Raw genomic sequence first — 24,244 nt, 5'->3', positions numbered from 1 at the left:
GCCTGAGGAGTCGCGCGCGGCTTCTCGGGCGACTCGGCGTCTGCGGACGTAGCGTGGGCTCATGAACACGTTCACTCTCCACAACGGTGTCGAGATCCCCGCCCTCGGACTCGGCGTCTTCCAGACTCCGCCCGACGAGACCCGCGCCGCCGTCGCCGCCGCGCTCGACGCGGGGTACCGGCACATCGACACGGCGGCGGCCTACGGCAACGAGCGCGAGGTGGGCGAGGCGATCGCCGGCCGCGACGACGTCTTCCTCGAGACGAAGGTGTGGATCAGCGACTACGGCTACGACGAGACGCTGCACGCCTTCGACAAGAGCGCGGGCAAGCTCGGCGTCGAGCGGATCGACCTGCTGATCCTGCACCAGGCCCTGCCCGAGGCCTTCGACCGCACCCTCGACGCCTACCGGGCGCTCGAGCGGCTGCTCGCCGACGGGAGGGTGCGGGCGATCGGCGTGAGCAACTTCATGGTCGAGCACCTCACCCGCCTCCTCGCCGAGACCGACGTCGTCCCCGCGGTGAACCAGCTCGAGGTGCACCCGTACTTCCAGCAGCGGCGGGTCGAGCGCTTCGGCTGCGAGAACGACATCCTCACCCAGGCCTGGTCGCCGATCGGCGGCATCACCGCCTACCGCGACTCCCCGCGCCGCAGCTTCGACGACCCGGTGCTCCTCGAGCTCGGCGCCAAGTACGGGAAGACGGCCGCGCAGGTGATGCTGCGCTGGCACCTGCAGGAGGGCCGCCAGGTCATCCCCAAGTCGACCCGCCCCGAGCGCATCGCCGAGAACATCGACGTGTTCGACTTCGCGCTCTCCGGCTCGGAGCTCGCCCGGATCGACGCCCTCGAGGCCGGCGTGCGCGGCGGACCGGAGCCCGAGGCCGTGACGCTGGAGGCGTACGGCCGCGACATCCCCGAGGCGTGAGGAAGGCGCCCGCGACGGGAACACCGGAGCCGTCGCGGGCGTTGCTCTCACCATGAGCGTTCCCCTCTCCATCCTCGACCTCGCCCCCATCGCCCCCGGTGAGACCGCTCGCGACAGCTTCGCCGCCTCCGTCGCCCTGGCCCAGGAGGCCGAGCGGAACGGCTACCGCCGCGTCTGGTACGCCGAGCACCACAACATGGCGAGCATCGCCTCCAGCGCGACCTCTGTGCTCATCGCGCACGTCGCCTCGCAGACCTCCACGATCCGCCTCGGCTCCGGAGGCGTCATGCTGCCGAACCACTCCCCGCTCACCATCGCCGAGCAGTTCGGCACCCTCGAGACGCTGCACCCGGGACGGATCGACCTCGGACTCGGCCGCGCCCCCGGCAGCGACCAGGCGACCTTCCGCGCGCTCCGCCGCGACCCCGACTCCTCCGAGCGCTTCCCGCAGGACGTGCTGGAGCTGCAGGCGTTCCTCGCCGGCGAGTCCCGCATCCCCGGAGTGAGCGCGACGCCGGGCGCCGGGACCCGCGTCCCCCTCTACATCCTCGGCTCCTCGCTCTTCGGCGCGCAGCTCGCGGCCGCTCTGGGCCTGCCGTACGCGTTCGCCTCGCACTTCGCTCCGGACGCGCTGCACCAGGCCGTCGCGGAGTACCGCCGCGGCTTCCGCCCCTCCGAGCAGCTCGACGCGCCCTACGTGATCGCCGGGATGAACGCCATCGCCTCCGACACCGAGGAGGACGCGCAGGAGCAGTTCGCGCAGATGAAGCGCGCCCGCCTGATGATGCTGCTGCGCCAGAGCGGGCAGATCCCCGTCGGCCAGACCTTCGACGACGAGGAGCTCGACGCTCTGCTCAGCGCCCCGATCGGCGCCCACGTCGCGAGCATGACCACCTACACCGGTGTCGGCACCGGCGACCAGGTGGCCGACTACGCCGCCGACTTCGCCCGCTCCGCCGACGCCGACGAGGTCATCGTCGCCCACGCGTCGCTGCAGACGGAGGCGCGCCTGCGCTCGGTCGCTCTCCTCGCGCAGTCGAACGCGCGCGTCGCCGCCTGACGGGCGGGCGGCCGAGTCCGTCGGCGCCGCCGCACGGGCCCCGCGCGCGACCGGAGCCGCGCATCGGCGGGCATGCGGCGCGCATCGGCGGACTCCTGTGAAAGTGAGCCTCTAACGGGGGCCACCTCACAGGGGGCGACCTCGGGAGGAGCGCGTCCGCGGTGCCAGGCTGAGCCCTGTGTCGACGATGACGGGCAAGCGGCGTGAGCCCGGGGACGGCTCTGCGCGGTCAGCGGCCCTGCTGCTGCGGGTCTGCGCGGGCGACCGGACCGCCTTCCGGCAGCTCTACTCGCTCACCGCGGGCAGGGTCGTCTCCGTCGCGGACGCCGTGCTCGACGACCGCGCCGCCGCCGAGGAGGTCGCGCAGGAGGTCTACCTCGAGCTCTGGCGCACTGCGCGCTCGCTCGACCCGGGCCGTCCCGTCCTCGCCTTCCTGGCCCAGGTCGCGCACCGCCGTGCCGTGGACCGCGCCCGGGCGGACCGGTCGGCGCGGCGCCGGGAGCTGCAGTACACGGTCCTCGACCGGCCGCGCGATCACGAGTGGGAGCGCTCGGACGTCCGGCTGGCCCTGGCGCCCGCGGCCGGCGCGATCCGGCAGCTCGCCGCCATCCACCACGACGTCCTCTACCTCGCCTACGTCCGCGGGTACAGCCACTCCGAGATCGCGGAGGAGCTGTCGATCCCGCTCGGCACCGTCAAGACCCGGCTGCGCGACACCCTCATCCGCCTGCACACCCACCTGCAGTCCGCCGGCCCGGCGGACCCGGACGGCGGACCGGGACGGCGCATCCGGCGCTGACCGATGGCGCGGACGCCTCTGCGCCATCGGGGTCGCACGCTTCAGGACCGTGTCCGGCCCGCTCAGCCCGCCTGCGTCGCGCCCGAGACCGCGAGCCCGACGATCACCGTCAGCACCGTCGTCCACAGCGCGATCGCGACGCCCTGCCAGAGCAGGATCCGCCCGCGGCCGACTCCGGCGCCCGCCAGCATCACCGCGGTGAAGTGCGTCGGGAGCAGCAGCGGCCCCAGCAGGCTCACGCCCGGGACGCCGTAGCGGGTGAAGGCCCGCTGGAACTTCTCGCGCCGCGGAGACGTCCGCTTCGCCTCCGAGCGGCCCGTGATCGCCGAGCGGACGCCGGTGCCCAGCAGCACGAGCAGCGCCACGCAGACGAAGTTGCCGATCGCCCCGGCGAGCCCGGCGACGACCGGGTGGATGCCGCCGATGATCCCGATGCTCGCCGCTCCCTCGCCCTCGATGAAGGGGACGGCCCCGGCCGCGGCGACGACGAGGGGCTGCACGAGCTCGGGAACGCGGCCGATCAGGTCCTGGAATCCGAGGATCGCGTCGCTGATGATCGTCATGGTCGTGCCTTCCGGTACGTGGCCCCGGCTCTCGGGACTCCTCCATCCGACCGTGTCCGCGCCCGACGCGGCAGTGCCGCCGGGTCACCGCGTCCCGGGAGGATCGGCGGCCCGAGGGGTGACAAGTGTCATGGTCGTAGCCTGGGCCGCATGGTGAACTCGACCGAGGCGGATCCGCCCGTGCGCGCGGGCCGCGGCGTCGCCGTGACCTGGTGGTACACCCTCGCGTCGGCCGCCTCCTTCGTGGTGATCGTCCTGGCCGTCTGGTCCGTGGCGGTGCTGAGCGCCGAGGCCGAGGAGTGGCGGAAGGGCGCCTACTTCCTGGGCGCGGCCGCCTGGGTCGCGGTGTTCTCGCCGACCGCGCTCGCGTACCGGCGCGCCGACCGCGAGGGCCCGGTGCGCCTCCGGGCTGTGCCGACCCTGGTCTTCTGCCTCGGAGTGGCGGCCGCCGCGCTCACCGGCACGGCCGCCGGGAGCCTCGCGCTCGGGCTCTCGCTCGCCGCGACCCTGGTCGCCGTGCTGCCCTGGCAGAGCGGGGTGCGGCTCCGGGTGATGGTGCTCTGCACGATCGTCCTCGCGGTCGCGGCGGTGCTCGAGCAGACGCGAGCGGCGCCGGACGCGTCGGCCGCGCTCTCGACCCTCCTGCTTTTCGCGACGCTGCTGCCCCTGACGGTCGTCAGCGCGCTGTGGTGGTGGGACATCGTCCGCGAGCTCGACCGGGCGCGCGCCGCCGAGGGCCGACTCGCCGCCGCCCAGGAGCGCCTGCTGCTCGCCGGCGACGTGCACGACCTCCAGGGCCACCACCTCCAGGTGATCGCGCTGCAGCTCGAGCTCGCCGAGCGCCTCCTCGGCAGCGACCCGGAGGCCGCTCTCGAGCAGCTGCGCGCCGCACAGCGCTCGGTCGACGGCGCCCGCACCGGCACCCGCGAGCTCGCCACGCGCTTCCGCAGCGTCCCGCTCGTCGACGAGCTGGCCAACGCCGCCGACCTGCTCCGCTCGGCCGGGCTCCGCGTCGAGCTCGAGGTCGACCCGGCGGCGTCCCACGCGCCGGCGGAGACGCTCGGGCCGGTGGTCCGCGAGACGACGACGAACATCCTCAAGCACGGCGGCGGCTCCAGCGCGCGGCTGCGGCTCGCGCGGGAGCAGGACGAGTGGCGGTTCGAGGCGGTGAACGACCTGGCACCGGACGCGGAGGAGGCGGACGGGACCGGCTCGGGCGTCCTCGGCATGGCGGAGCGGGTCGAGCGGGCAGGGGGGACGCTGCGCGCCGCGGCGGTCCGCCGCTCCTTCGAGCTGGACGCGCGCCTGCCGGTGGGGAGCGACTCGTGATCCGGGTGCTGATCGCCGACGACGAGGACATGATCCGCACGGCGCTGGCCGCGCTCCTCCGCCTCGAGGAGGACCTCGAGATCGTGGGCGAGTGCCGCGACGGCGAGCAGGCGGTCGCGGAGGCGCTGCGCCTGCAGCCCGACGTGTGCCTGTTCGACGTCGAGATGCCCGGGCTCGACGGGATCGAGGCGGCGGAGCGGCTGCGCCGGGTCTCCGCGACGCGGGTCGTGGTCGTCACCCGGCACGCGCGGCCGGGGGTCCTGCGGCGAGCGCTCGGAGCGGGCGTCAGCGGCTTCCTGCCGAAGTCGCGCCGGGTCGAGGACGTCGCCGAGGTGATCCGCCAGGTCGCGAGCGGACGCCGCTACGTCGATCCGGAGATCGCCGCCGACGCCCTGGCGAGCACGCGCAGCCCGCTGACCGACCGCGAGCTCGACGTGCTCAGCGCCGGCTCCCGCGGCGAGACGATCGGCGAGATCGGCGCGGCGCTGCACCTCTCCTCCGGCACCGTCCGCAACCACGTCTCGTCGATCCTGCGCAAGCTCGACGTCGACACCCGCCAGCGCGCGGTCATCGAGGCCCGCGAGCGCGGCTGGATCTGAGCGAGGCGCCGCAACGGCAGCCACTCCGCAGGAGTCGTCGCACTCACACACGAGTGCGACGACTTCTGCGTTCTCGCGAGCGCCGCCGGGTCAGGCCGTCGGCGTCCAGATCCGCATCGTCGACGGTCCGCGGTTCGCCCAGCGGTGGTACGGCCGGAACTCCGCCTCGAAGCGGCGCCCCTCCTCCACCGGCACGGAACCGTAGGGCCAGCCGGGAGCCGCCTCCCGCGCCACCAGGGACACGCGCGCTCCCTCCGCCGTCACGACGGGCGGCACCGAGGCGTCGACCGCGATGTGCTCGGTGTCCAGGCCCTCGGGCAGGTCGAGCGACTCGATCGCCAGCACGAACGGCCCGCGCTCGAGGGCGACCTGGCCGCGCACCGCGTCGATCCGGGGGTGCGGGGCGACGAAGCGGGCCGTCATCGGCAGCGAGAGCCGCACGGTGTCGCCGGCGGAGAACGCCCGGCGGACGGTGACGGTCGGCGTCGAGACCGGCTCGCCGTCGAGCAGCGCCGAGCCCCGCGCGAACGGCGGCACCCGCAGCGTCAGCGCGAACTCCGCGTCCTCGAGGATCCGCACGACGATCTCGCCGTCGGCCGGGTACTCCGTCTCGACGCGCAGCGCGACGCCTCCCGTGCGCACCTCGTATGCGCCGTACTGGTGGAGTTGCACCCCGTCGTCGGTGGCGGTCGCGAAGCCGAGCTCGACGCTCGCGAGGGTGCGGGCGGTGTTGGTCGGGCAGCACGAGACCCAGAACCAGGGCGCGCGGAGGCTGGACTGCGCGCGGTCGGTCTCGCGCGACTCGTCCGGCGCCACTCCGTCGACGCGCTGCTGCAGCGTGTTCGTGTAGAAGAAGGCGCGGCCGTCGTCGCGGGTGGCGGGGAGCACCGCGTTCAGCAGCGTCCGCTCCATCAGGTCCGCGTAGCGGTGCTCGTTCGAGCCGAGCAGGAGCCGCCAGCTGAGCATCGTGGAGCCGATCGCCGCGCAGGTCTCGGCATAGGCGCGATCCGGCGGCAGCTCGTAGTCGGCGCCGAACGCCTCGTCCTGGTGGTGCGAGCCCATCCCGCCCGTGACGTAGGTGCGCCGCTCGACGGTCGCCTCCCACTGGCGGCGGACCGCCTCCTCCAGCTCGGCGTCGCCGGTCTCGACCGCGACATCGAGAGCCCCGGAGGCGAGGTAGAGGGCGCGCACCGCGTGGCCGCGCAGCACCTCCGCGTCGCGCACGGGCACGTCGTCCTGGAAGTACTCGGCGCCGAACGCGATCGGCTTCAGCGTCCCCGTCCCGCGCCGCTCCACGAAGAGGCGGGCCAGCTCGAGGTAGCGCTCCTCCCCCGTCGCCCGCGCCAGCTCGGCGAGCGCCGGCTCGATCTCGGGGTGGCCGCACACGGCGACCCTCCCCTCGGGCCCGAACTCGCGGTGCACGTGGTCGGCGAGGCGCCGGGCGACCTGCGGCAGGAGGTCGTCGTGCCCGGTGCGGAGCCGCGCCACGGCGGCCTGGATCAGGTGCCCGAAGCTGTACAGCTCGTGGCCCCACTCCAGGTCGGAGTAGCGCGCACGCTGGCCGGGCCGGCCGAAGCTCGTGTGCAGGTAGCCGTCCGGGTCCTGGGCGGAGGCGACCCGCGCGACAAGGTCGTCGTACCGCTCCTGCAGCCCGGCGTCGTCGCTCCGGCCGAGCTCCCAGGCCATGGCCTCGAGGAGCTTGTAGACCTCGGAGTCCACGAACTCGATGCCCGCGTGCGCGTCGCCGCTCTCGGCGGACGAGATCGAGCCGTCGGCAGCGCGGTCGAAGTTGCCGGCCCAGCCGACGCGCTCGATCCACGAGCGGCAGTGCTCGATGACGGCGGAGGAGTTGAGGTCCTGGTAGTGCTTCCAGAAGCCGCCGGTGAGGCGGATCTCGTCCTGGCGCAGCGGCCGGAGCACGCTCCGCGAGGGGGCGACCGGGCCGCCGAGGGCGGTGGCGGTGGGGGCGGTGAGGGTCACGGTGTCTCCTTGGAGGGACGGGTCAGTCCTTGACGGCGCCGGCGGTGACTCCCGCCGAGACGTACCGCTGGGCGACGACGAGGAGGACGGCGGCCGGGAGCGAGGCGACCACGGCGGTCGCCATGATCGAGTTCCACTCCTGGTTGTTGTTGCCGATGTACTTGTAGATGCCGAGGGTGATCGGCTGGAGCTTCCCGCCGCTGTCGAGCGTCGAGGCGAAGATGAAGTCCGACCAGGCCCAGAGGAACGCGAACAGCGAGACGGTGACGACGGAGTTGCGGCTGATCGGCATGATCACCGAGGTGAAGGTGCGCCAGGCGCTCGCTCCGTCCATCCGCGCCGCCTGGGTGAGCTCGTCGGGGATCCCCGACATGAAGGCCGTGAAGATCAGCACGCCGAACGGCACCGCGATGGTGGAGTCGGCCACGATCAGGCCCGGGATCGAGTTGAGCAGCCCCAGGTTGAGGTAGATGGCGTAGAAGCCCATCGCCATGATGATCGCCGGGATCATCTGCGCGATCAGCAGCACGAACGAGAGGGCCTGACCGCCGCGGGGCCGCAGCTTCGCCAGCGAGTAGGCGGCGGGAGCGGCGATCGCCACGGTCAGCAGCACCGTGCCGAGGCCGACGACGAGGCTGGTGCCCAGGTAGGGCAGCTGCTCGCTCAGCACCGCCTGGTAGCCGGTGAACGTGGGCGAGAACGGGAACCAGTCCGGCGGATCCTTCCGCATCGAGCCGGTCGGAGTGAGGGAGACGTTGATCATCCAGTAGACGGGGAACAGCATGACCGCCGTGAGGGCGATCCCGACCACCGTCAGGTACCAGGGGCGTCGGGCGGTCACGAGTCGGCCTGCTTCCGCTGGACGCGGATGTACACGAGGCCGAAGACGAGGGCCAGGATGATCAGCAGGTTGCCGACGGCCGCGGCCGGTCCGAAGTCGGGCAGCATCGAGCCGAAGCCGAGCTGGTACGTCCAGGTGGCGAGCGTGGTCGAGGAGTCGGCGGGGCCGCCCTTCGTCATGATCCAGATGATGTCGAACACCTTCAGCGTGTAGACGAGGCCGAGCAGGATCGTGATCGCCGACACCGGCCGCAGCAGCGGCAGCGTGATCCGCCAGAACTGCTGGGCGCCGGTCGCGCCGTCGAGCGAGGCCGCCTCGTAGAGGTCCTGCGAGATGTTCTGCAGGCCGGAGTAGAGGATCACCAGGTTGAACGGGATGCCGATCCAGATGTTCGCGATCAGGACCGCGATCAGCGAGGTGGTCGGCGAGGTGAGCCAGTTGATCTGGCCGATCCCGAACGACTCCAGGAACGCGTTCACGATGCCGGAGTCGCTGTTGAGCATCCACGACCAGGTCGAGGCCGAGACGATCAGCGGCAGGAGCCACGGCACCAGGAACAGAGCCCGGAGCGTGCTCGCCAGCGGGAAGCGGCGGTAGAAGAACACGGCGAGCGCCAGCCCCAGCGTGAACTGGAAGAGGAGCGAGACGCCGGTGAAGACCGCCGTGTGCAGCAGCGCCGGGCCGAAGGTCGCGTCCTGGAACACCTGGACGTAGTTGTCGAACCAGACGAAGGGCGCGTTCCCCTGCACGAACGAGCGGACCGTGTAGTCCTTCAGGCTCAGCTCGAGGTTGCGGTAGAGCGGGAACGCGTAGAAGACGAGCAGGTAGGCGACGAGCGGGGCGAGGAACGCCCACGCGACCAGGCGGCCGCCCTCGGGGTGCCGGCGGCGCCGACGGCTCTCGGCGGCCGGGGCGGGCGGGGCCGGCGGCTCGGTGCCGCGCCGCAGGAGGCGGGCGGTCTCGGTGGCAGTGGTCATGGTCTCTCCCGTCCCCCCGGCCGGTGCGCGGAGCACCGGCCGGGGGGACCTCGTTCGGGGAGCGGGAGCCCCCGGTCGTCCTACTTCGTGGCGGATTCGGCGGCCGACTGGGCGGCCTTCAGGGCGTCCTCGGGAGACTGCGAGCCGCTGAGCACGGTCTGCACCGCGCCCCACAGCTGCTCCGAGATCTTCGGGTACTTCGTGCCGAGGTCGTCCGAGGTGCGGCCCTTCGCCGCCTGCACGGCGGTGACCCACGGCTCGAGGTCGGCGTTGCCGGCGACCTGCTCCTGCTGCGCCTCGGCCGTCGGCGCGATGTACGAGAGCGTGTTGTCGGTCGTGACCAGGCTCTCCGTCGAGGTCAGGCACTCGGCGATCTGCTTCGAGGTCTCGTAGCGCGCCGTGTCCGACTGCACCGGGAGGGTGAGGAACTCGCCTCCGGTCGGTGCGGGGGCCGCTCCGCCGTCCTTCGACGGGATGGTCAGGACGCCGTAATCGATACCCGAGGCCTTCGCGTTGGCCAGCTGCCAGGTGCCGTTCTCGCCGAACGCGTACTCGCCGGTCTCGAACTCCTGCCAGCTCGTGGTCTGCGTGTTGCCGATCACGGAGTTGGGCGCGTAGCCCTTCTGCAGCCAGTCGCTCCAGAGCGAGACGGCGTCGACCGCGGCGGGCGAGTCGAGGTCGGTCAGCTCGGCGCCGGAGCCCCAGAACCAGGGCAGGAACTGGAAGGTCCCCTCCTCCGTGCCGATGCCGGAGAACGTGATGCCCTTGCCGCCGGAGGCGGTGACCTTCTCGAGCGCGTCGGTCAGCCCGGCCCAGTCGGTGATGGAGGCGGCGTCCACGCCGGCCTTCTCGAGCACGGCCTTGTTGTAGTACAGCGCGAGCGTGTTGGCGCCGATCGGCACGCCGAAGGTGTCGCTGCCGGTCCGGCCGGCCGCGAGGATGTTCGCGTCGATCCCGTCGGTGGAGAGCCCGGACTCGGCGGTCGTGGTCAGGATGCCCGACTCCGCGAGCGTCGAGACCACGGGGTTGTCGACGAGCAGGAGGTCGGGCGAGTTGCCCTGCTGACCGGCGAGCAGCGCCTTGTTGGTCAGGTCGGTGGTGTCGTAGCCGGTGCGCTCGACGGTGACGCCGGCCTCGGTCCCGCAGGAGTCGATGAGCTTCGCCCAGTCGGACGACTCGTCGAACTGGGGGTACGGGTCCCAGAACGTGTAGCTGCCTCCCGCGGCGGAGCCGGAGTCTCCCCCGGAGCCGCTCGCGCAGCCGGTCAGTGCGGCGGCGGCCGTCCCCAGCAGGACGGCGGCGGCGAGGCCCCGAGCGTGCTTCCTCGTCTTCACGGATGATCCCTTCGTCGTTGACGGATTCCTCGGCAGTCGTCCCGAATGTCTGCGCCGGGCCGAAACTACTTTCTGTCGGGTAAACCTAAGCAGGGGCGGTCAGCGCGTCAAGAGATGCGACCTTTTCGGTCTTTTCGGTATTTCGCCGGAGTCGTGCGATGATCGACGCGGCGGCCCGCCGGGCCCGGAACGGAGGCGCGGTGCCACCACGCAAGCCCACCGGCACCATCACGCTCACCGACGTGGCGGCCGCCGCCGGCGTCTCGATCGCCACCGCCTCCAAGGCGCTCAACGGCCGCGACCAGGTGCGCGCCGAGACCCGCCAGCGCGTGCTGGACGCCGCCGAGGCCCTCTCCTTCACCCCGAACCCGTTCGCGCAGGCCCTCAACTCCCGGCGTACGGGCACCATCGGGATGCTCACGAACGACCTCGACAACCGCTTCGTGCTCCCCGTGCTGCTCGGCGCCGAGGACGCGTTCGGCGCCGGATCGACGTCGGTGCTCCTCTGCGACGCCCGCGGCGACTCGATCCGCGAGCAGCACCACATCAAGAACCTGCTCGCCAAGCGCGTCGACGGGATCGTGGTGCTCGGCCGGACGACGAACCCGCGCCCTTCGATCACCCGCACCATCCCGGTGCCGGTCGTCTACGCCTATGCGCCCTCGGAGGATCCGCGCGACTCCTCCTTCACGCCCGACAACGTGCAGGCCGGCGTCCTCGCCGCCCGCCACCTGATCGAGCGCGGACGGACGAGGATCGCCCTCGTCAACGGCGAGCCGAGCTACACCGCCGCGCACGACCGCGCCCGGGGCGTCGAGCAGGCGCTGACGGAGGCGGGGCTGCCGCTGGTCGGCGGCGGCGTCCTCTTCGGGCAGTGGTCCGAGAGCTGGGGGCGTCAGTGCGCCGAGACGCTGCTGCGGGCGCATCCGGACCTCGACGCGATCATCTGCGCGAGCGACCAGATCGCCCGCGGCACGCTCGACCACCTGCGCGAGACCGGCCGGCGGGTGCCGCAGGACGTGGCCGTCGTCGGCTTCGACAACTGGGACCTCCTCGTCGAGGCCGCCCGCCCGCCGCTCTCGAGCATCGACATGATGCTCGACACGCTCGGCCGCGCCGCCGCGGAGGAGCTCTCGAACGCGATCCACGGACGTCCGACCGCAGGCGTGCAGGCCATGCCCGTCCGCCTCGTGCCGCGGGAGTCCTCCGGCTGACGCCCCCGCCCTCCGCGAGAACGCGGAGGACACCGCCTGCTCAGCGGTGTCCCGACGCTCGGAGCGGCGTCTCGACGCACGAGCGGGCCTGCGCGCATCGGCGAGGACACCCGAGAGACGGGCGGAGCGCGATCGTGGGCGCAGACGTGCGCCGGACCCCTCGGGAGTCCGGCGCACGGCCTGGCGGTGATCAGCTGCCGGTGATCAGCCGGGATCAGCTGCCGGTGTGCTCACCGCGGCGTCGGAGGGTGAGGAGCATCAGACCGCCGCCGACCAGGGCGAGCAGGCCCAGCACTCCGGCGGTCGCCGTCGCTGCGGCGTCCACTCCGGTCGAGGCGAGAGCCGGACCGCGGGGACCGTTCGACCCGGACACGGGAACGACCGCGGCGTGGGAGGGCGCCGGTCGCGGCGCTGTGGTCGCGGTCGGAGTCGGCGAGGCCGTGGGCGTCGCGGTCGGCGTGGTGGTGGGAGTCGCCGTCGGAGCCACGGTCGGCGTCACCGTCGGCGTGGTCGTCGGCGTGACCGTCGGGGCCACGGTGGGCGCGATCGTCGGCGTCACCGTCGGAGTGACGGTGGGCGCGATCGTCGGAGTCACCGTCGGAGTCACCGTCGGCACGACGGTGGGAGTCACCGTCGGAGTCACCGTCGGCACGACGGTGGGAGTCACCGTCGGGGTGACGGTGGGAGTCACGGTCGGCGTGACAGTGGGTGTGACCGTCGGCGTCACGGTCGGCGTGACGGTAGGGGTCACGGTCGGCGTGACGGTGGGGGTCACGGTCGGCGTGACGGTGGGGGTCACCGTCGGGGTCACGGTCGGAGTGATGGTCGGGGTCACCGTCGGCGTGACCGTGGGCGTCACGGTCGGCGTGACCGTGGGGGTCACGGTCGGCGTGACCGTCGGGGTCACGGTCGGCGTGACCGTCGGCGTCACGGTCGGCGTCACGGTCGGCGTGACCGTCGGCGTCACGGTCGGCGTGATCGTCGGCGTCACGGTCGGCGTGATGGTCGGCGTAGCCGTCGGCGACGGTCCGCCGTCGGAGGGCTCGCAGCCCGGCTCGGTGAAGTCGTTGGAGTCGAGCGTGACCGCTCCCGTGCGGGCCAGTGCGCGGCCCTCGACGGAGACGCCAGTCGTCACCGTGATCGAGGCCGAGGCGAGCACGGAGCCCACGAAGTCCGAATCGGTGCCGAGCGTCGCGGAGCTGCCGATCTGCCAGTAGACGTTGCAGGCCTGCGCTCCGTTGATCAGGGCCACAGTGCTCGACGACGCCGTCGTCAGCGTCGACGCGGCGCGGATCACGAAGACCGCCTCGTTGACGCCCTCGGCGTCGAGCGTGAGCGTCCCCGTCGCTCCGACCGGTCCGGCCGCGGTGTACACCCCGGGCTTCAGCGTGCTGCCGCCGATCTCGGCGTCGACCTGCGCGGTCGTCGCCTGCGAGGCGAGCTGTCCGTAGGCGGTGCCCACGTCGGCCTGGGCCTGAGCCGCCTCCGCGTCTCCGCGGTGGATCACTCCGTCCGTCCGTCCGGGCGGGAACCCGGTGACGGCGGTCAGCGGGCTGACCCCGACGCTCTGGTCCAGGACGCTCGACCCCGTGTTCGTCACGGTCGACGCGGCCAGGACCGAGTAGTCCTCCGCCGTGCCGAGGTCGGAAGCAGTGGCCGCCTGCGCCGAGACGCCGGCGAAGAGCGCGGCGCCGACGACGGCGAGGACGACACCCGTCCCGATCGCCCCTCTTCTGCGGTTCTGCCGATGACGGCGGAGCGAGGTACGAGAGGACACGTGCGGCATGAGGCCAGCGATCTGCCCACGTCAGCGTGAGCTCAATAACCCGAGGTGGGAGGCTCGAACCGTGGGTCGCGCTCCTCGCCCGCGTCTACGCCGCGACCCTGACGGGGGGCAGGATCCGCCGACGGCGTCCCACGACCCGGGACATGGCCGCCACAGGAGTCCTCGCGCCGGTGACGGCGGACCCGGCCGGCGGAGCGGATCAGCGGTGACGCCCGCGGCACCCGAACCGGTCGGAGTGCTGTGCGTCCCGAAGCCCTCAGCCGAGAGCCGCCACCCGCTCGATCACGCCCTCGCCCAGCCGGGCGACGTACCCCTCCGGATCCGGCCCGGCCGGCGCCAGCTGCACGTGGTCGATCCCCAGCGCCGCGTACTCCTCCATCGCACGGACGAAGCCGTCGGGGTCGCCGATCGGATCGCCGCCCCCGGTGATGGTCTTCGTGATCGTCGCGTAGTCGCGCCCGAGGTCGTCGCAGTGCCGCTTCAGCACGTCGAGCTTGTGCGCCACGTCGTCCGCGCCGGTGCCGAACAGGTTGCAGGCGTCGCCGTACTGCGCGACCAGCCGCAGCGTCTTCCTCTCGCCTCCGCCGCCGATGAGGATGGGCGGGCCGGGCTGCTGGATCGGCGCCGGGTGGTTCAGCGTCTCGGCCAGCCGGTAGTGCGTCCCCTCGAACGGCCCGTCGTCGTCGCTCCACATCTGACGGCAGATCCGCAGCGTCTCCTCCAGCCGCTCGAACCGCTCCTTCAGCGGCGGGTACGGCACGCCGAGCCCGAGGTGCTCGCGCTCGTACCAGGCGGCGCCGATGCCGAGCATCGCGCGCCCGCCGGAGAGCACGTCGAGGGTGGTGACGATCTTCGCGAGCAGTCCCGGATGGCGGTACGTCACGCCGGTGACGAGGAGCCCCAGCCGCATCCGCTCCGTCCGGCCGGCGACGAAGCCGAGCGAGGTGTAGCCCTCGAGCATCGGATCCTCGCTCGTCGCGAAGTGCTCCATCTGGAAGTAGTGGTCCATCAGCGTGAACCACGCGCAGCCGACGTCCTCGGCCGTCCGCGCGGTCGCTCCGAGGATCGGCGCGATCTGCGCACTCCCCCCGGTCAGAGTGAAGTTCATGAAGTGAATGCCGAGCTGCACGCGCGTCTCCTGTCGTCCCGGGATGTCCAGGAGCCAGTGTGCGCCGAGCCACCGCTCAACACGCCGACGCGCCCGCCTCTGAGCGGCGTCTCATCCGTTCCGCGGTGTCTCGGCCGATCGCACCCGCCGAGGCGTGGCCGCCCTCACTCGCAGACGCGGAAGCGGTTCCGGTCGAACCCGACGACGTCGCCGACGGCGAGCTGGCGCCCGCGGCGCAGATCGACTTCGCCATTGACGGTCACCATCCCCTCGGCGACCGCCTCCTTGGCCTCGCCGCCCGAGAGGATCCCCGCGAACTTGAGGAACTGGCCCAGGCGGATCGACCCGCCGCCCAGCGGGACGTCGACGGGCTCGGGGACGGCAGCGGCGCCCTTCACGTCAGACCGCCGGGATGTCGGCGAAGCGCGAGAAATGGCCGTGGAAGCCCACGGTCACCGTGCGGGTCGGGCCGTTGCGGTGCTTGGCGACGATGAGGTCGGCCTCGCCCGCGCGCGGGTTGTCCTTCTCGTAGGCGCTCTCGCGGTGCAGGAGGATCACCATGTCGGCGTCCTGCTCGATCGAGCCGGACTCGCGGAGATCCGAGATCGCGGGGAGCTTGTCGGCGCGCTGCTCGGGGCCTCGGTTCAGCTGCGAGAGCGCGATGACCGGCACCTGCAGCTCCTTCGCGAGGAGCTTGAGGGCACGCGAGAACTCCGAGACCTCCTGCTGGCGGCTCTCGACCTTCTTGCCGGAGGTCATCAGCTGCAGGTAGTCGATGACGACCATCTTGAGCCCGACCCGCTGCTTGAGCCGGCGGCACTTCGCCCGGATCTCGACGAGGGTCATGTTGGGCGAGTCGTCGATGTAGAGCGGCGCGTCGTTGATCCGGCCGCGGGTGGAGGCGATGGTCGTCCAGTCGCGCTGGTCGACCGTGCCCTTGCGCATGTGCTGCAGCGGCACGGACGCCTCGGCCGAGAGGAGGCGCATCGCGATCTCGCTTCGCCCCATCTCGAGGGAGAAGAAGATCGTCGCCATGTTGTGCTTGATCGCGGCGGCACGGGCGAAGTCGAGCGCCAGCGTCGACTTTCCGAGCGCGGGGCGCGCGGCGACGATGATCATCTGCCCGGCGTGGAAGCCGTTGGTCAGGTCGTCGAGGTCGGCGAAGCCCGTGGGGACGCCGGTGAAGCTGCCGTCCTTGTGAGCGGCCGCCTCGATCTCGTCGATCGCGACGGTCACCGCGTCGGTCAGCGGGACGTAGTCCTCCGCCGTCTCGGAGCCGGTGACGTTGTAGATCTCGGCCTGCGCCGTGTTGACCAGGTCGAGCACCTCGCCCTCGCCCTGGTAGCCCATCTGCGCGATGCGGGTGCCCGCCTCGACGAGGCGGCGCAGCAGAGCGCGCTCGGCGACGATGGAGGCGTAGTACCCGGCGTTGGCCGCGGTGGGGACCATCGAGGTGAGCGTGTGCAGGTAGTCGGCGCCGCCGGCCCGCTGCAGCTCGCCCTGCTTCGTGAGCTCGTCGGTGACCGCGATGACGTCGGTCGGCTCGCCGTGCGAGTAGAGGGCGAGGATCGCGTCGAAGACGATCTCGTGCTTGGGGATGTAGAAGTCGGTGCCCTTGACGCTCTCGACGACATCGGCGACCGCGTCCTTCGAGAGCAGCATGCCGCCCAGCGCCGACTGCTCGGCGAGGAGGTCGTGCGGAGGGGTCCGCTCGTTCCCGCGCGACTCGCCGCGGTCTCCGCGACCGTCCCGTCCGTCCGAGCCGGGTACCGCCAGGTGCGCGATCGTCATGCCTTCGCCTCCTCCTGTCGGGTGCTGCGCGTCCGGTCGAGCCGGTGCCGGGATCCGGTCTACCAGCGACCTCCGACAGCGGCGCACGGGCGCCTGCCCGCACCCCTCGCGGGGCGCTGCGCCACCCTACGGACCGCCGCCCGCGGCACGCAAACCGCCCTGTGGAGAGAGCTGTGCAGAACCGAGGGGAAACGCCGGGCCCACTGTGGGCAACGTGTGGACAACCCTGTGGGATCAGCGGCCCTCAACAAGTTTTTTCCGGCTCTTGACCAGGCATTTCCTGCTTTCCACAGGTGTGTGGGGAAAAGAGTCTCAAGACCACAGTGAAGGTTGGTCCCGCCGGAGGGTGTATGTGGATGGAGCTGTGGAGAACGGGAACGACGAAGGGCGGTGCGAGGGGACTCGGAAGTCCCGTCGCACCGCCCTCCGCGGCGTTCTCGCGGCCTTACTTGGCCGCGACCACCTGCAGCTTCACAGTGGCCTGGATGTCGTCGCGCAGACGCACCACGGCCTCGTGCTCGCCGACGTGCTTGATCGCGTTCGAGATGACGATCTTGCGCTTGTCGAGTTCGCCGAATCCGGCCGCCGCCACCGCGTTCGCGATGTCGGAGGTCTTCACCGAGCCGAACAGGCGGCCGTCCTTGCCGGCCTTGACCGTCAGCTTCACGCGGTTGGCCTCGAGGACCTGCTTGGTGTGCTGGGCCTCTTCGATGGTCTTGTGCTCACGAGCGGCTCGCGCCGACTTGATCTGCTCGACCTGCTTCTCGCCACCGCGGGTCCACGCGACGCCGAAGCCCTGCGGGATGAGGTAGTTGCGGGCGAACCCGTTCTTCACGTCGACGACGTCGCCGGCCGAGCCGAGTCCGTCGACCTCGTGGGTCAGGATGACCTTGGACATACCGTTACCTACCTTCCGCTGCCGGCGTAGGGCAGGAGCGCCATCTCGCGGGCGTTCTTGACGGCACGGGCGATGAGGCGCTGCTCCTGAACGGAGACGCCGGTGATACGACGGGCGCGGATCTTCCCGCGCTCCGAGATGAACTTGCGGAGGGTCGCGACGTCCTTGTAGTCGATGACACCCACGCGGACCGACTTCGCGGGGGCCGCGTTCTTCGCGCCCTTGCCGCGGATCGGCTTGCGGCGGTCGCCGCTGCTCTTTCCAGCCATAGTGGTTTCCTTAGATTCTGGTTCGCCCCTGCCCCGCCGCGAGCGATCGCGGTGCGGGGGAGGCGTGATTCAGGTGAGGAGAGCGTCCGAGCCGAGGCTCAGAACGGCGTCTCGTCGTTGTAGCTGCCCGGCGTGCTCCACACGTCGCCACCGGCGGGAGCGCTCGGCGCCCACGGCTCCTCGGCCTGACCGCCACGGTTGCCGCCGGCGTTGCCGGAGCCCCCCTGACCGCCGCCGCCGAAGCCGCCCTGGCCGCCGCCGATCTGACCGCCGTTGCCCTGGCCGCCACCGGCCTGGCCGCGTCCGCCTCCACCGGAGGCGCGCGTGACCTGCGCGGTCGCGTAGCGCAGCGAGGGCCCGATCTCGTCGATCTCGAGCTCGATGCTGGTGCGCTTCTCGCCTTCCTTCGTCTCGTAGGAGCGCTGCTTCAGGCGGCCGGTCGCGATGACGCGGCTGCCCTTGGTCAGCGTTCCTGCGACGTTCTCGGCGAACTCGCGCCAGACGGAGGCGCGAAGGAACAGCGCTTCGCCGTCCTTCCAGTCGTTCGCCTGACGGTCGAAGGTGCGCGGCGTGGAGGCGATGGTGAAGTTCGCGACCGCGAGCCCGCCCTGCGTGTAGCGCAGCTCGGGGTCGGCGGTGAGGTTCCCCACCACGGTGATGATCGTCTCGCCGGCCATGAGCGCTACGCCTTGGGAGCGGCCGAGGCCTTGGCAGCCTTGCGGGCGGCCTTCTCGTCGGCGAGCTTCGCGGCGGCCGCGACCTGGGCGATGCCCTCTTCGGCCCGCAGCACCTTGGTGCGCATGACGGCCTCGGACAGCTTCAGCTGACGGTCGAGCTCGTTCGCTGCGGCGGAGGTCGACGTGAAGTCGACGACGGCGTAGATGCCCTCGGACTTCTTGTTGATCTCGTACGCCAGACGACGGCGGCCCCAGACGTCGACCTTGTCGATGGATCCACCATCGGTGCGGATGACGTTGAGGAACTTGTCGAGACTCGGAGCGACGGTGCGCTCATCGATCTCGGGGTCCAGGATGACCATGATCTCGTACTGATGCGTCACTAACCCACCTCCTTCGGACTGAACGGCCACGGTATTTCCGTGACAGGAGGGTATGTAGCATCTGCCCACTCCCGCGGACGCGAGTGCGTCTGGTCGTGGACAACCTGTACAGACTACAACAGGACCGCGGCGACGCGCCGGACGGATCCGCTCGAGGCGCACCATCCCGGGCGCAGGGCGAGGCGAGCACAGGGCCCGGCTCAGCGCCTCAGCGCGACGCCCACCATTCGCGGAGCCGCTGCGTCGCGACCTCCTCGCCGAGCGGACCCTCCTCGAGCCGCAGCTCCAGCAGGAACCGGTACGCCTGCCCGACCGCGGGGCCCGGGGCGAGGCCGAGGATCTCCATGATCCGCGTGCCGTCGAGGTCGGGGCGCTTGGAGGCGAGCTCCTCCTTCTCGGCGAGCTCCGCGATGCGCGCCTCGAGGTCGTCGTAGGCGTGCGCGAGCCGGTCGGCCTTGCGGCGGTTGCGCGTGGTCACGTCGGCGCGGGTGAGGATGTGCAGCCGCTCGAGCAGGGGCCCGGCGTCGGTCACGTAGCGGCGCACCGCGGAGTCGGTCCACGCGCCGTCCGTGTACCCGAAGAAGCGCAGGTGCAGCTCGATGAGACGGGCCACGTCCTTCGTCGTCTGGTTGTCGAACTTCAGGGCGCGCATCCGCTTGATCGCGAGCTTGGAGCCGACCAGGTCGTGGTGGTGGAAGCTCACCGCTCCGGCCGGCTCGAGCCGCCGCGTGGCCGGCTTGCCGATGTCGTGCAGGAGAGCGGCGAGCCGCAGCACCACGTCCGGCGCGGCTCCGGGGTGCCGCGACTCCTCCAGCGCGATCGCCTGCTCCAGCACGGTGAGGCTGTGGGTGTAGACGTCCTTGTGGTGGTGGTGCTCGTCCTGCTCCAGGCGCAGCGCGGGCAGCTCCGGGAGGAAGCGACCGGCCAGACCGGTGTCGACGAGCAGCTCCAGGCCGGCACGGGGCGAGGCGGTCGCGAGGAGCTTCCGCAGCTCCTCCTGCACGCGCTCCGCCGAGACGTCGTCGATCCGGCCGGCGAGCTCGGCCATCGCCCACTCGACCTCGTCGGTGGTGCGGAATCCGAGCTGCGAGGTGAAGCGCGCGCCGCGGAGCATCCGGAGCGGATCGTCGCCGAAGGAGAGGTCGGCGGGGGAGGGGGTGCGCAGCCGGCCGGCGAGCAGGTCCTCCACTCCTCCCGAGGGATCGACGAGGACGACCTCCGGGAGCCGCAGCGCCATCGCGTTGACCGTGAAGTCGCGCCGCACCAGGTCGCCCTCGAGCGAGTCGCCGAACTCGACCTCGGGCTTGCGGCTCACCCCGTCGTAGCTGTCGCTGCGGTAGGTCGTGATCTCGACCGTCTCGCCGGCGACGCGGGCGCCGATCGTGCCGAAGGCCCGGCCGATGTCCCAGTGCGCCTCGGCGATCGGAGCGACGATCCGCACGATGTCGTCGGGGCGTGCGGAGGTGGTGAAGTCGAGGTCGTGCACGCCGTGGCCGAGGAAGGCGTCGCGGACCGGGCCGCCGACCAGCGCGAGCTCGTGGCCCTGGGCTGCGAACGCCTCCGCCAGCCGCGTCACCGTGGGCGTCCCCGCGAGCGCGCGGAGGGTCTCGAGAGCGGTCTGGACGCTGTGCATTCGCACGATCCTAGTGGCGGGGGGTGTCCCGGCAGCGGGTGACCGTGCCAGGGGGTTACAGGGAGAACCGCGTGCACAGCGGACGCACCGCCTGCCCCGAGGAGGGCTGCCCGTAGAATCACCCGCATGGAGGCCGAGTGAGTCCGATGCATCGGCGCGACCCCTCCCTCCGCTCCCGCCGCTCGCGGGCGGCCCTCCTCCTGCTCCGCTCGGCAGGTGCTGCCGCTCTCGCGCTCGGCCTGACCGGCGTGGCCTCCCCCGCCCTGGCGGCCCCGATCTCCGCCGCGACGGCGACCTCGACGCCCGCTCCCGGCACCGTCACCACGACCGCGGGGGCCGGCAGCGACGGCGTCCTGCGGCCCGGCCAGGACCTCGAGCTCTCGATCGCCGTGCGCAACGGCACCACCGAGGCGATCGACAGCGCCGACGTGACGGTCGCCCTCTCCTACGCCACCCTCGACACCCGCGCGGAGCTGCACGACTGGCTCGACGCCGAGGCCGACAACGACACCGACCCGGTCCGTGCGACCGCCCAGCTGCGCCTGCTGCCCTCCAGCACCGCCGAGGCCGGCCTCACCGTGCCGGTCGACCAGATCCCCTTCTCCAACGACCGGACCGCGCTCGGCACCCACGCCGTCCTCGTCACGGTCACCGGTCCGGGTGGTGTCGTCTCGACCGCTCGCACCGCCGTCGAGCTGACCGACGACGCGGCGGCCCCGGAGCGCGAGACCGGCGTCAGCGTCCTCGTCCCGCTCACCGTCCCGGACACGGCCGACGGCCTGCTCTCGGCCGAGGCCCTCGCCGACTACACCGACGGCACGGGGACCCTCACCCGGCAGCTCGACGCGGTCGCGGGGAAGGGCGTCACGATCGGGGTCGACCCGCGCATCCTCGCCTCGATCCGCATTCTCGGCAGCGCCGCTCCGGAGTCCGCCCTCGACTGGCTCGACCGGCTGCAGTCCGTGCCGAACGAGCGCTTCGCCCTGCCGTACGCCGACGCCGACGTCTCGGCCCAGGCGCAGGCCGGGCTCTCCGCACTCCTCTCTCCCACCTCCTTCGAGTACGCGATCGACGACACCCGCTTCGCCGCGGTCCCCGGCACCGCCAGCCCGGCGCCCACGGTCGCCGTCGACTCCGACCAGCCGGCCGAGGACCTGCCGGCGCGTCCGAGCACCGAGTCGCTGCTCGCCTCCGACTGGAGCACCTCCCTCGGCAGCGTCGCGTGGCCCGACGAGGGCACCCTCCGGGGGTCGGACCTCGACGTCTACGCGGCCAGCGGAGTGAACCGCACGGTCGTCCCCTCCTCCGGTCTCCTGCTGCCGGAGGAGGTGACCACCACCTCGCGCGCCACCGTCGGCGACTCGGACCTGGTCGTGGCCGACTCGCGCCTCACCGAGGCGTTCGACGCGGCCGCCACCGCCACCGACGACACCGAGTGGCGCGCCCGCATGTCCGAGATCGCGACCGATCTCGCCGAGGTGCAGGAGGAGGGGACCGCGCCGGACGTCGTGCTCACCCTCGGCCGCGGCTCGGCGATCGGCGCCGCGCGCCTCTCCGAGACCCTCGACGCGATCGAGTCGCTGCCCTGGGCCCGCGGAGTCGCCCTCTCCACCGCCCTCGCCGTCCCCGCGACCGAGGGCGCGAGCGTCGTCGACTCGCCGGAGTCGGAGTCGCGGCTCGACCGGGTGCGCGACCTGCTCGACGCCGGCTCCGAGGTCGAGGCGTTCTCCTCCGTGCTGCAGGAGCCGGAGCTGCTCTCGGGCAAGAGCCGCAACGACGTGCTGGCGCTGCTCTCGGTGACCTGGCGCGGAGACGGCAGCGGCTGGGGCGACGCCGTCGGCGCGGCCATGACCGAGGCCGACCGGACGCTCTCGCTGGTGTCGATCGACGCGACCGGCAGCATCCTGCAGGTCTCCCGCGACTCGAGCATCCCCGTGTACGTCCGCAACGAGCTCCCCTGGCCGATCGCCGTCCGCATCCAGGCCTCGACCTCGAACGCCGTCCTCGACATCGACGAGGAGGCGATCGAGACCACCGAGATCGACGCCCGCTCGCAGGGCCGCGTCCTCATCCCCGTGAAGGCCCGGGTCGGCAACGGCGAGACGAGCCTCGGCCTGCAGCTGACCTCGGCGCAGGGCGTCCCCATCGGCACCCCCACGGGCATGACGACCAGCGTCCGCGCCGACTGGGAGACCGTCGGCACCCTGGTCATCGGGATCGCGCTCGTCGTCGTCTTCGGAGCCGGCATCCTCCGCAACATCCGCCGTCGCCGTCGAGGCGACACCCCTGAGGACGAGGAGGACCCGAACGCCGTGCTCGAGGTCCAGCCCGATCTCGACGACCAGCGATCGGACCCGCGTGGCTAGCTTCTCCCTCGGACGCGCGAGCGCCGTCCTCGCCTCCGGCACGATGGTCTCGCGGATCCTCGGCTTCATCATGTCGATCGTCATGGCGAACACGATCGGAGCCGCGGTCGCGCCGGGCGCGGACGCCTTCACGACGGCGAACCTGCTGCCCAACACGATCTACTCGATCATCGCGGGCGGCGCTCTGAACGCCGTCCTCGTCCCGCAGATCGTGCGGGCGGGCCTCGACGCCGACGGCGGCCGCGGCTACATCAACCGCCTGCTGACCCTGGCGCTCGGCCTGCTCCTGGTGACCACGATCGCCGCCACGGTCCTCGCTCCCCTGCTCGTGCGCCTCTACGCGCCCGGCTACGGACCGGAGCAGTACCAGCTGGCCGTCGCCTTCGCGTTCTGGTGCCTGCCGCAGGTCTTCTTCTACGGTCTCTTCACCATCCTCGGCGAGGTGCTCAACGCCCGCGGCTCGTTCGGCCCCTTCACCTGGGCGCCCGTGCTGAACAACGTCGTGGTGATCGCCGGGCTCGTCGCCTTCATGGTGCTGTTCGGCGCCGATCCGGAGGGGAACCGTCCGGTCGACTCGTGGTCCCCGGCGATGGTCACCCTCCTCGGCGGGAGCGCGACGCTGGGCATCGTCGTCCAGTCGCTGTTCCTGATGCTCTTCTGGCGGAGGGTCGGCCTCAGCTACCGCCCCGACTTCCGCTTCCGGGGCGTCGGCCTCGGCACGGCCGGGCGGATGTCGCTGTGGTCGTTCGCCACGGTGCTGCTGACCATCGTCGCCGGCATCGTCGAGAGCCAGGTCTCCTCCACCGCGTCCGGCGAGGGGCCCTCGGCCGCGGCGCTGCAGAAGGCGTGGCTGATCTTCATGCTGCCCCACTCGGTCATCGCGATCTCGATCGCCATGGCGTACTTCACCAAGATGAGCGGCCACACCGCGCGGGGGGAGATGAAGGAGTTCCGCTCGGACGTCTCCACCTCGCTCCGCCTGGTGCTGATGATGCTCGTCTTCGCCGCCGCCGCGATCGTCGTGGTCGCGGTGCCGTTCGGCTCCGTCTTCACCGACTCGTTCGCGGACGCGCAGGCCATCGGAGCGATCGCCATGGCCTACGTGATCGCCCTGCCGCTGTTCTCCTCGATCGCCATCATGCAGCGCGCATTCTACGCCCTGAGCGACGGAGCGCGGCCGTTCCTGTTCACCCTGGTGCAGGTCGTCGTGGCGGTCGCCGGGTACCTGATCGTGCTCCGGCTCCCCGCCGACCGCACCGCTGTCGGCATCGCCGCTGCGACCTCGCTCGGCATCTGCGTGCAGGCCCTCGTGGCGGCCCTCCTCTTGCGCCGCCGGCTCGGCGGCCGCGGAGGCAGGCGGATCCTCGTCAGGCTCGCGCAGTTCGTCCTCGCCGCGGTGCCCTCCGCCGCCGCCGGCTACGGCGTCCTGGTCGCCCTCGGCGGCACGCGCGCGGGCGGTTTCGCCGTCTCGAACTACGTGGAGCCGCTGCTCTCGATGGCCGCGATCGGCACCGTGATGGCGCTCGTCTACTTCGCGGTCCTCTGGTTCCTCCGGGTGCCGGAGCTGCGCGCCGTCCTCGCTCCGGTGCTCCGCCGACTGGGCCGCTGATGCTGCTCCGGTAAAAACCCGGTCAGAGGCCCTTTCCGGTTCTGCTGAGTCGACCGGACCGTAGCACTGCCCACGCTACCGGGCCCGCGGAATAGTGCCCGCC

22 protein-coding genes are annotated in these 24,244 nt (G+C 72.0%); 8 read left to right on the top strand and 14 right to left on the bottom strand.

What is annotated here, in order from left to right; translation table 11 throughout:
• Positions 1-61 precede the first annotated feature (61 nt).
• From C5C29_RS07435 to C5C29_RS07425, 3 genes are all read left to right on the top strand, one after another.
• Entirely contained in the window at positions 62-925 is an 864-nt protein-coding gene (locus C5C29_RS07435) for an aldo/keto reductase (protein ID WP_104222706.1), read from the top strand.
• Positions 926-977: 52 nt separating this feature from the next.
• On the top strand, positions 978-1,985 hold the full coding sequence (locus tag C5C29_RS07430; RefSeq protein WP_104222705.1) for an LLM class flavin-dependent oxidoreductase: 1,008 nt from the start codon (positions 978-980) through the stop codon (positions 1,983-1,985).
• A gap of 187 nt (positions 1,986-2,172) precedes the next feature.
• Complete coding sequence (locus C5C29_RS07425; protein WP_258062191.1) at positions 2,173-2,784, top strand: sigma-70 family RNA polymerase sigma factor; 612 nt, start codon at positions 2,173-2,175, stop codon at positions 2,782-2,784.
• 62 nt (positions 2,785-2,846) lie between these two features.
• Here C5C29_RS07425 and C5C29_RS07420 read toward each other — a convergent pair whose 3' ends face one another.
• A complete protein-coding gene (locus tag C5C29_RS07420) occupies positions 2,847-3,347 on the bottom strand; it encodes a small multidrug efflux protein (protein ID WP_104222703.1) in 501 nt (166 codons plus the stop codon).
• A gap of 150 nt (positions 3,348-3,497) precedes the next feature.
• Between C5C29_RS07420 and C5C29_RS07415 the strand changes: the two genes are divergently transcribed.
• Together C5C29_RS07415 and C5C29_RS07410 are read left to right on the top strand one after the other, a co-directional pair.
• Positions 3,498-4,676 (top strand): sensor histidine kinase, encoded by a 1,179-nt coding sequence (locus tag C5C29_RS07415; RefSeq protein WP_104222702.1) that lies wholly within the window; start codon positions 3,498-3,500, stop codon positions 4,674-4,676.
• Positions 4,673-5,275 (top strand): response regulator transcription factor, encoded by a 603-nt coding sequence (locus tag C5C29_RS07410; RefSeq protein ID WP_104222701.1) that lies wholly within the window; start codon positions 4,673-4,675, stop codon positions 5,273-5,275. The genes C5C29_RS07415 and C5C29_RS07410 overlap by 4 nt, the downstream gene beginning before the upstream one ends.
• Positions 5,276-5,365: 90 nt before the next feature.
• Here the strand turns inward: C5C29_RS07410 and C5C29_RS07405 are convergent, their stop codons facing one another.
• The 4 genes from C5C29_RS07405 to C5C29_RS07390 all read right to left on the bottom strand — a co-directional run bounded on the left by C5C29_RS07405 (position 5,366) and on the right by C5C29_RS07390 (position 10,407).
• On the bottom strand, positions 5,366-7,255 hold the full coding sequence (locus tag C5C29_RS07405) for a glycoside hydrolase family 127 protein (protein ID WP_104222700.1): 1,890 nt from the start codon (positions 7,253-7,255) through the stop codon (positions 5,366-5,368).
• Positions 7,256-7,277: 22 nt separating this feature from the next.
• Positions 7,278-8,096 (bottom strand): carbohydrate ABC transporter permease, encoded by an 819-nt coding sequence (locus C5C29_RS07400; RefSeq protein ID WP_104222699.1) that lies wholly within the window; start codon positions 8,094-8,096, stop codon positions 7,278-7,280.
• Positions 8,093-9,073: a carbohydrate ABC transporter permease gene (locus C5C29_RS07395; RefSeq protein WP_104222698.1), complete on the bottom strand. Its 981-nt coding sequence runs from the start codon at positions 9,071-9,073 to the stop codon at positions 8,093-8,095. The genes C5C29_RS07400 and C5C29_RS07395 overlap by 4 nt, the downstream gene beginning before the upstream one ends.
• Positions 9,074-9,153: 80 nt before the next feature.
• The gene (locus C5C29_RS07390; protein ID WP_104222697.1) at positions 9,154-10,407 is read right to left on the bottom strand and encodes an extracellular solute-binding protein; all 1,254 of its coding nucleotides are present in this window, start codon (positions 10,405-10,407) and stop codon (positions 9,154-9,156) included.
• Positions 10,408-10,607: 200 nt separating this feature from the next.
• Here C5C29_RS07390 and C5C29_RS07385 point away from each other — a divergent pair, with 200 nt between their 5' ends.
• A complete protein-coding gene (locus C5C29_RS07385; protein WP_104225800.1) occupies positions 10,608-11,621 on the top strand; it encodes a LacI family DNA-binding transcriptional regulator in 1,014 nt (337 codons plus the stop codon).
• Positions 11,622-11,835: 214 nt separating this feature from the next.
• Here C5C29_RS07385 and C5C29_RS17425 read toward each other — a convergent pair whose 3' ends face one another.
• The 9 genes from C5C29_RS17425 to C5C29_RS07340 form a co-directional block, all read right to left on the bottom strand.
• Positions 11,836-13,398, bottom strand: coding sequence for an ice-binding family protein (locus C5C29_RS17425; RefSeq protein WP_258062190.1), 1,563 nt, complete (start codon positions 13,396-13,398; stop codon positions 11,836-11,838).
• Positions 13,399-13,663: 265 nt separating this feature from the next.
• Positions 13,664-14,536 carry an LLM class F420-dependent oxidoreductase gene (locus C5C29_RS07375; protein WP_374953254.1) on the bottom strand — a complete coding sequence of 291 codons (873 nt, stop codon included), beginning with the start codon at positions 14,534-14,536 and terminating at the stop codon, positions 13,664-13,666.
• Positions 14,537-14,679: 143 nt separating this feature from the next.
• A complete protein-coding gene (locus C5C29_RS07370) occupies positions 14,680-14,913 on the bottom strand; it encodes an RNA-binding S4 domain-containing protein (protein ID WP_104222694.1) in 234 nt (77 codons plus the stop codon).
• A gap of 1 nt (position 14,914) precedes the next feature.
• Positions 14,915-16,306 carry a replicative DNA helicase gene (dnaB, locus tag C5C29_RS07365; RefSeq protein ID WP_104225797.1) on the bottom strand — a complete coding sequence of 464 codons (1,392 nt, stop codon included), beginning with the start codon at positions 16,304-16,306 and terminating at the stop codon, positions 14,915-14,917.
• Between the two features lie 445 nt (positions 16,307-16,751).
• Positions 16,752-17,204, bottom strand: a complete 453-nt coding sequence (rplI, locus tag C5C29_RS07360; RefSeq protein ID WP_104222692.1) for a 50S ribosomal protein L9 — start codon at positions 17,202-17,204, stop codon at positions 16,752-16,754.
• Positions 17,205-17,212: 8 nt separating this feature from the next.
• Positions 17,213-17,473 (bottom strand): 30S ribosomal protein S18, encoded by a 261-nt coding sequence (gene rpsR / locus C5C29_RS07355; RefSeq protein WP_055784551.1) that lies wholly within the window; start codon positions 17,471-17,473, stop codon positions 17,213-17,215.
• Positions 17,474-17,571: 98 nt separating this feature from the next.
• Positions 17,572-18,150: a single-stranded DNA-binding protein gene (locus tag C5C29_RS07350; RefSeq protein ID WP_104222691.1), complete on the bottom strand. Its 579-nt coding sequence runs from the start codon at positions 18,148-18,150 to the stop codon at positions 17,572-17,574.
• 5 nt (positions 18,151-18,155) lie between these two features.
• The gene (rpsF, locus tag C5C29_RS07345) at positions 18,156-18,533 is read right to left on the bottom strand and encodes a 30S ribosomal protein S6 (protein WP_068207796.1); all 378 of its coding nucleotides are present in this window, start codon (positions 18,531-18,533) and stop codon (positions 18,156-18,158) included.
• 208 nt (positions 18,534-18,741) lie between these two features.
• Positions 18,742-20,166, bottom strand: coding sequence for a CCA tRNA nucleotidyltransferase (locus C5C29_RS07340; RefSeq protein ID WP_104222690.1), 1,425 nt, complete (start codon positions 20,164-20,166; stop codon positions 18,742-18,744).
• Between the two features lie 146 nt (positions 20,167-20,312).
• Between C5C29_RS07340 and C5C29_RS07335 the strand changes: the two genes are divergently transcribed.
• Both C5C29_RS07335 and murJ read left to right on the top strand, forming a co-directional pair.
• Positions 20,313-22,532 carry a DUF6049 family protein gene (locus C5C29_RS07335; RefSeq protein WP_104222689.1) on the top strand — a complete coding sequence of 740 codons (2,220 nt, stop codon included), beginning with the start codon at positions 20,313-20,315 and terminating at the stop codon, positions 22,530-22,532.
• A complete protein-coding gene (murJ, locus tag C5C29_RS07330) occupies positions 22,525-24,141 on the top strand; it encodes a murein biosynthesis integral membrane protein MurJ (RefSeq protein WP_258062189.1) in 1,617 nt (538 codons plus the stop codon). Before C5C29_RS07335 ends, murJ begins: the two co-directional genes overlap by 8 nt.
• The last annotated feature ends 103 nt before the right edge of the window (positions 24,142-24,244 follow it).

The sequence above is a fragment of the Rathayibacter sp. AY1H2 genome, from assembly GCF_002931985.1.
GTDB lineage: Bacteria > Actinomycetota > Actinomycetes > Actinomycetales > Microbacteriaceae > Rathayibacter.
This window is presented reverse-complemented; position numbering and strand designations above follow the sequence as displayed.

What these genes read in the sequence shown, in the direction of transcription:
- C5C29_RS07420 (WP_104222703.1), bottom strand. Translation starts at nt 3,347, where the DNA reads ATGACGATCATCAGCGACGCGATCCTCGGATTCCAGGACCTGATCGGC.
- C5C29_RS07425 (WP_258062191.1), top strand. Translation starts at nt 2,173, where the DNA reads ATGACGGGCAAGCGGCGTGAGCCCGGGGACGGCTCTGCGCGGTCAGCG.
- C5C29_RS07335 (WP_104222689.1), top strand. Translation starts at nt 20,313, where the DNA reads ATGCATCGGCGCGACCCCTCCCTCCGCTCCCGCCGCTCGCGGGCGGCC.
- dnaB (WP_104225797.1), bottom strand. Translation starts at nt 16,306, where the DNA reads ATGACGATCGCGCACCTGGCGGTACCCGGCTCGGACGGACGGGACGGT.
- rplI (WP_104222692.1), bottom strand. Translation starts at nt 17,204, where the DNA reads ATGTCCAAGGTCATCCTGACCCACGAGGTCGACGGACTCGGCTCGGCC.
- rpsR (WP_055784551.1), bottom strand. Translation starts at nt 17,473, where the DNA reads ATGGCTGGAAAGAGCAGCGGCGACCGCCGCAAGCCGATCCGCGGCAAG.
- C5C29_RS07395 (WP_104222698.1), bottom strand. Translation starts at nt 9,073, where the DNA reads ATGACCACTGCCACCGAGACCGCCCGCCTCCTGCGGCGCGGCACCGAG.
- C5C29_RS07350 (WP_104222691.1), bottom strand. Translation starts at nt 18,150, where the DNA reads ATGGCCGGCGAGACGATCATCACCGTGGTGGGGAACCTCACCGCCGAC.
- C5C29_RS07340 (WP_104222690.1), bottom strand. Translation starts at nt 20,166, where the DNA reads ATGCACAGCGTCCAGACCGCTCTCGAGACCCTCCGCGCGCTCGCGGGG.
- C5C29_RS07435 (WP_104222706.1), top strand. Translation starts at nt 62, where the DNA reads ATGAACACGTTCACTCTCCACAACGGTGTCGAGATCCCCGCCCTCGGA.
- C5C29_RS07415 (WP_104222702.1), top strand. Translation starts at nt 3,498, where the DNA reads ATGGTGAACTCGACCGAGGCGGATCCGCCCGTGCGCGCGGGCCGCGGC.
- C5C29_RS07430 (WP_104222705.1), top strand. Translation starts at nt 978, where the DNA reads ATGAGCGTTCCCCTCTCCATCCTCGACCTCGCCCCCATCGCCCCCGGT.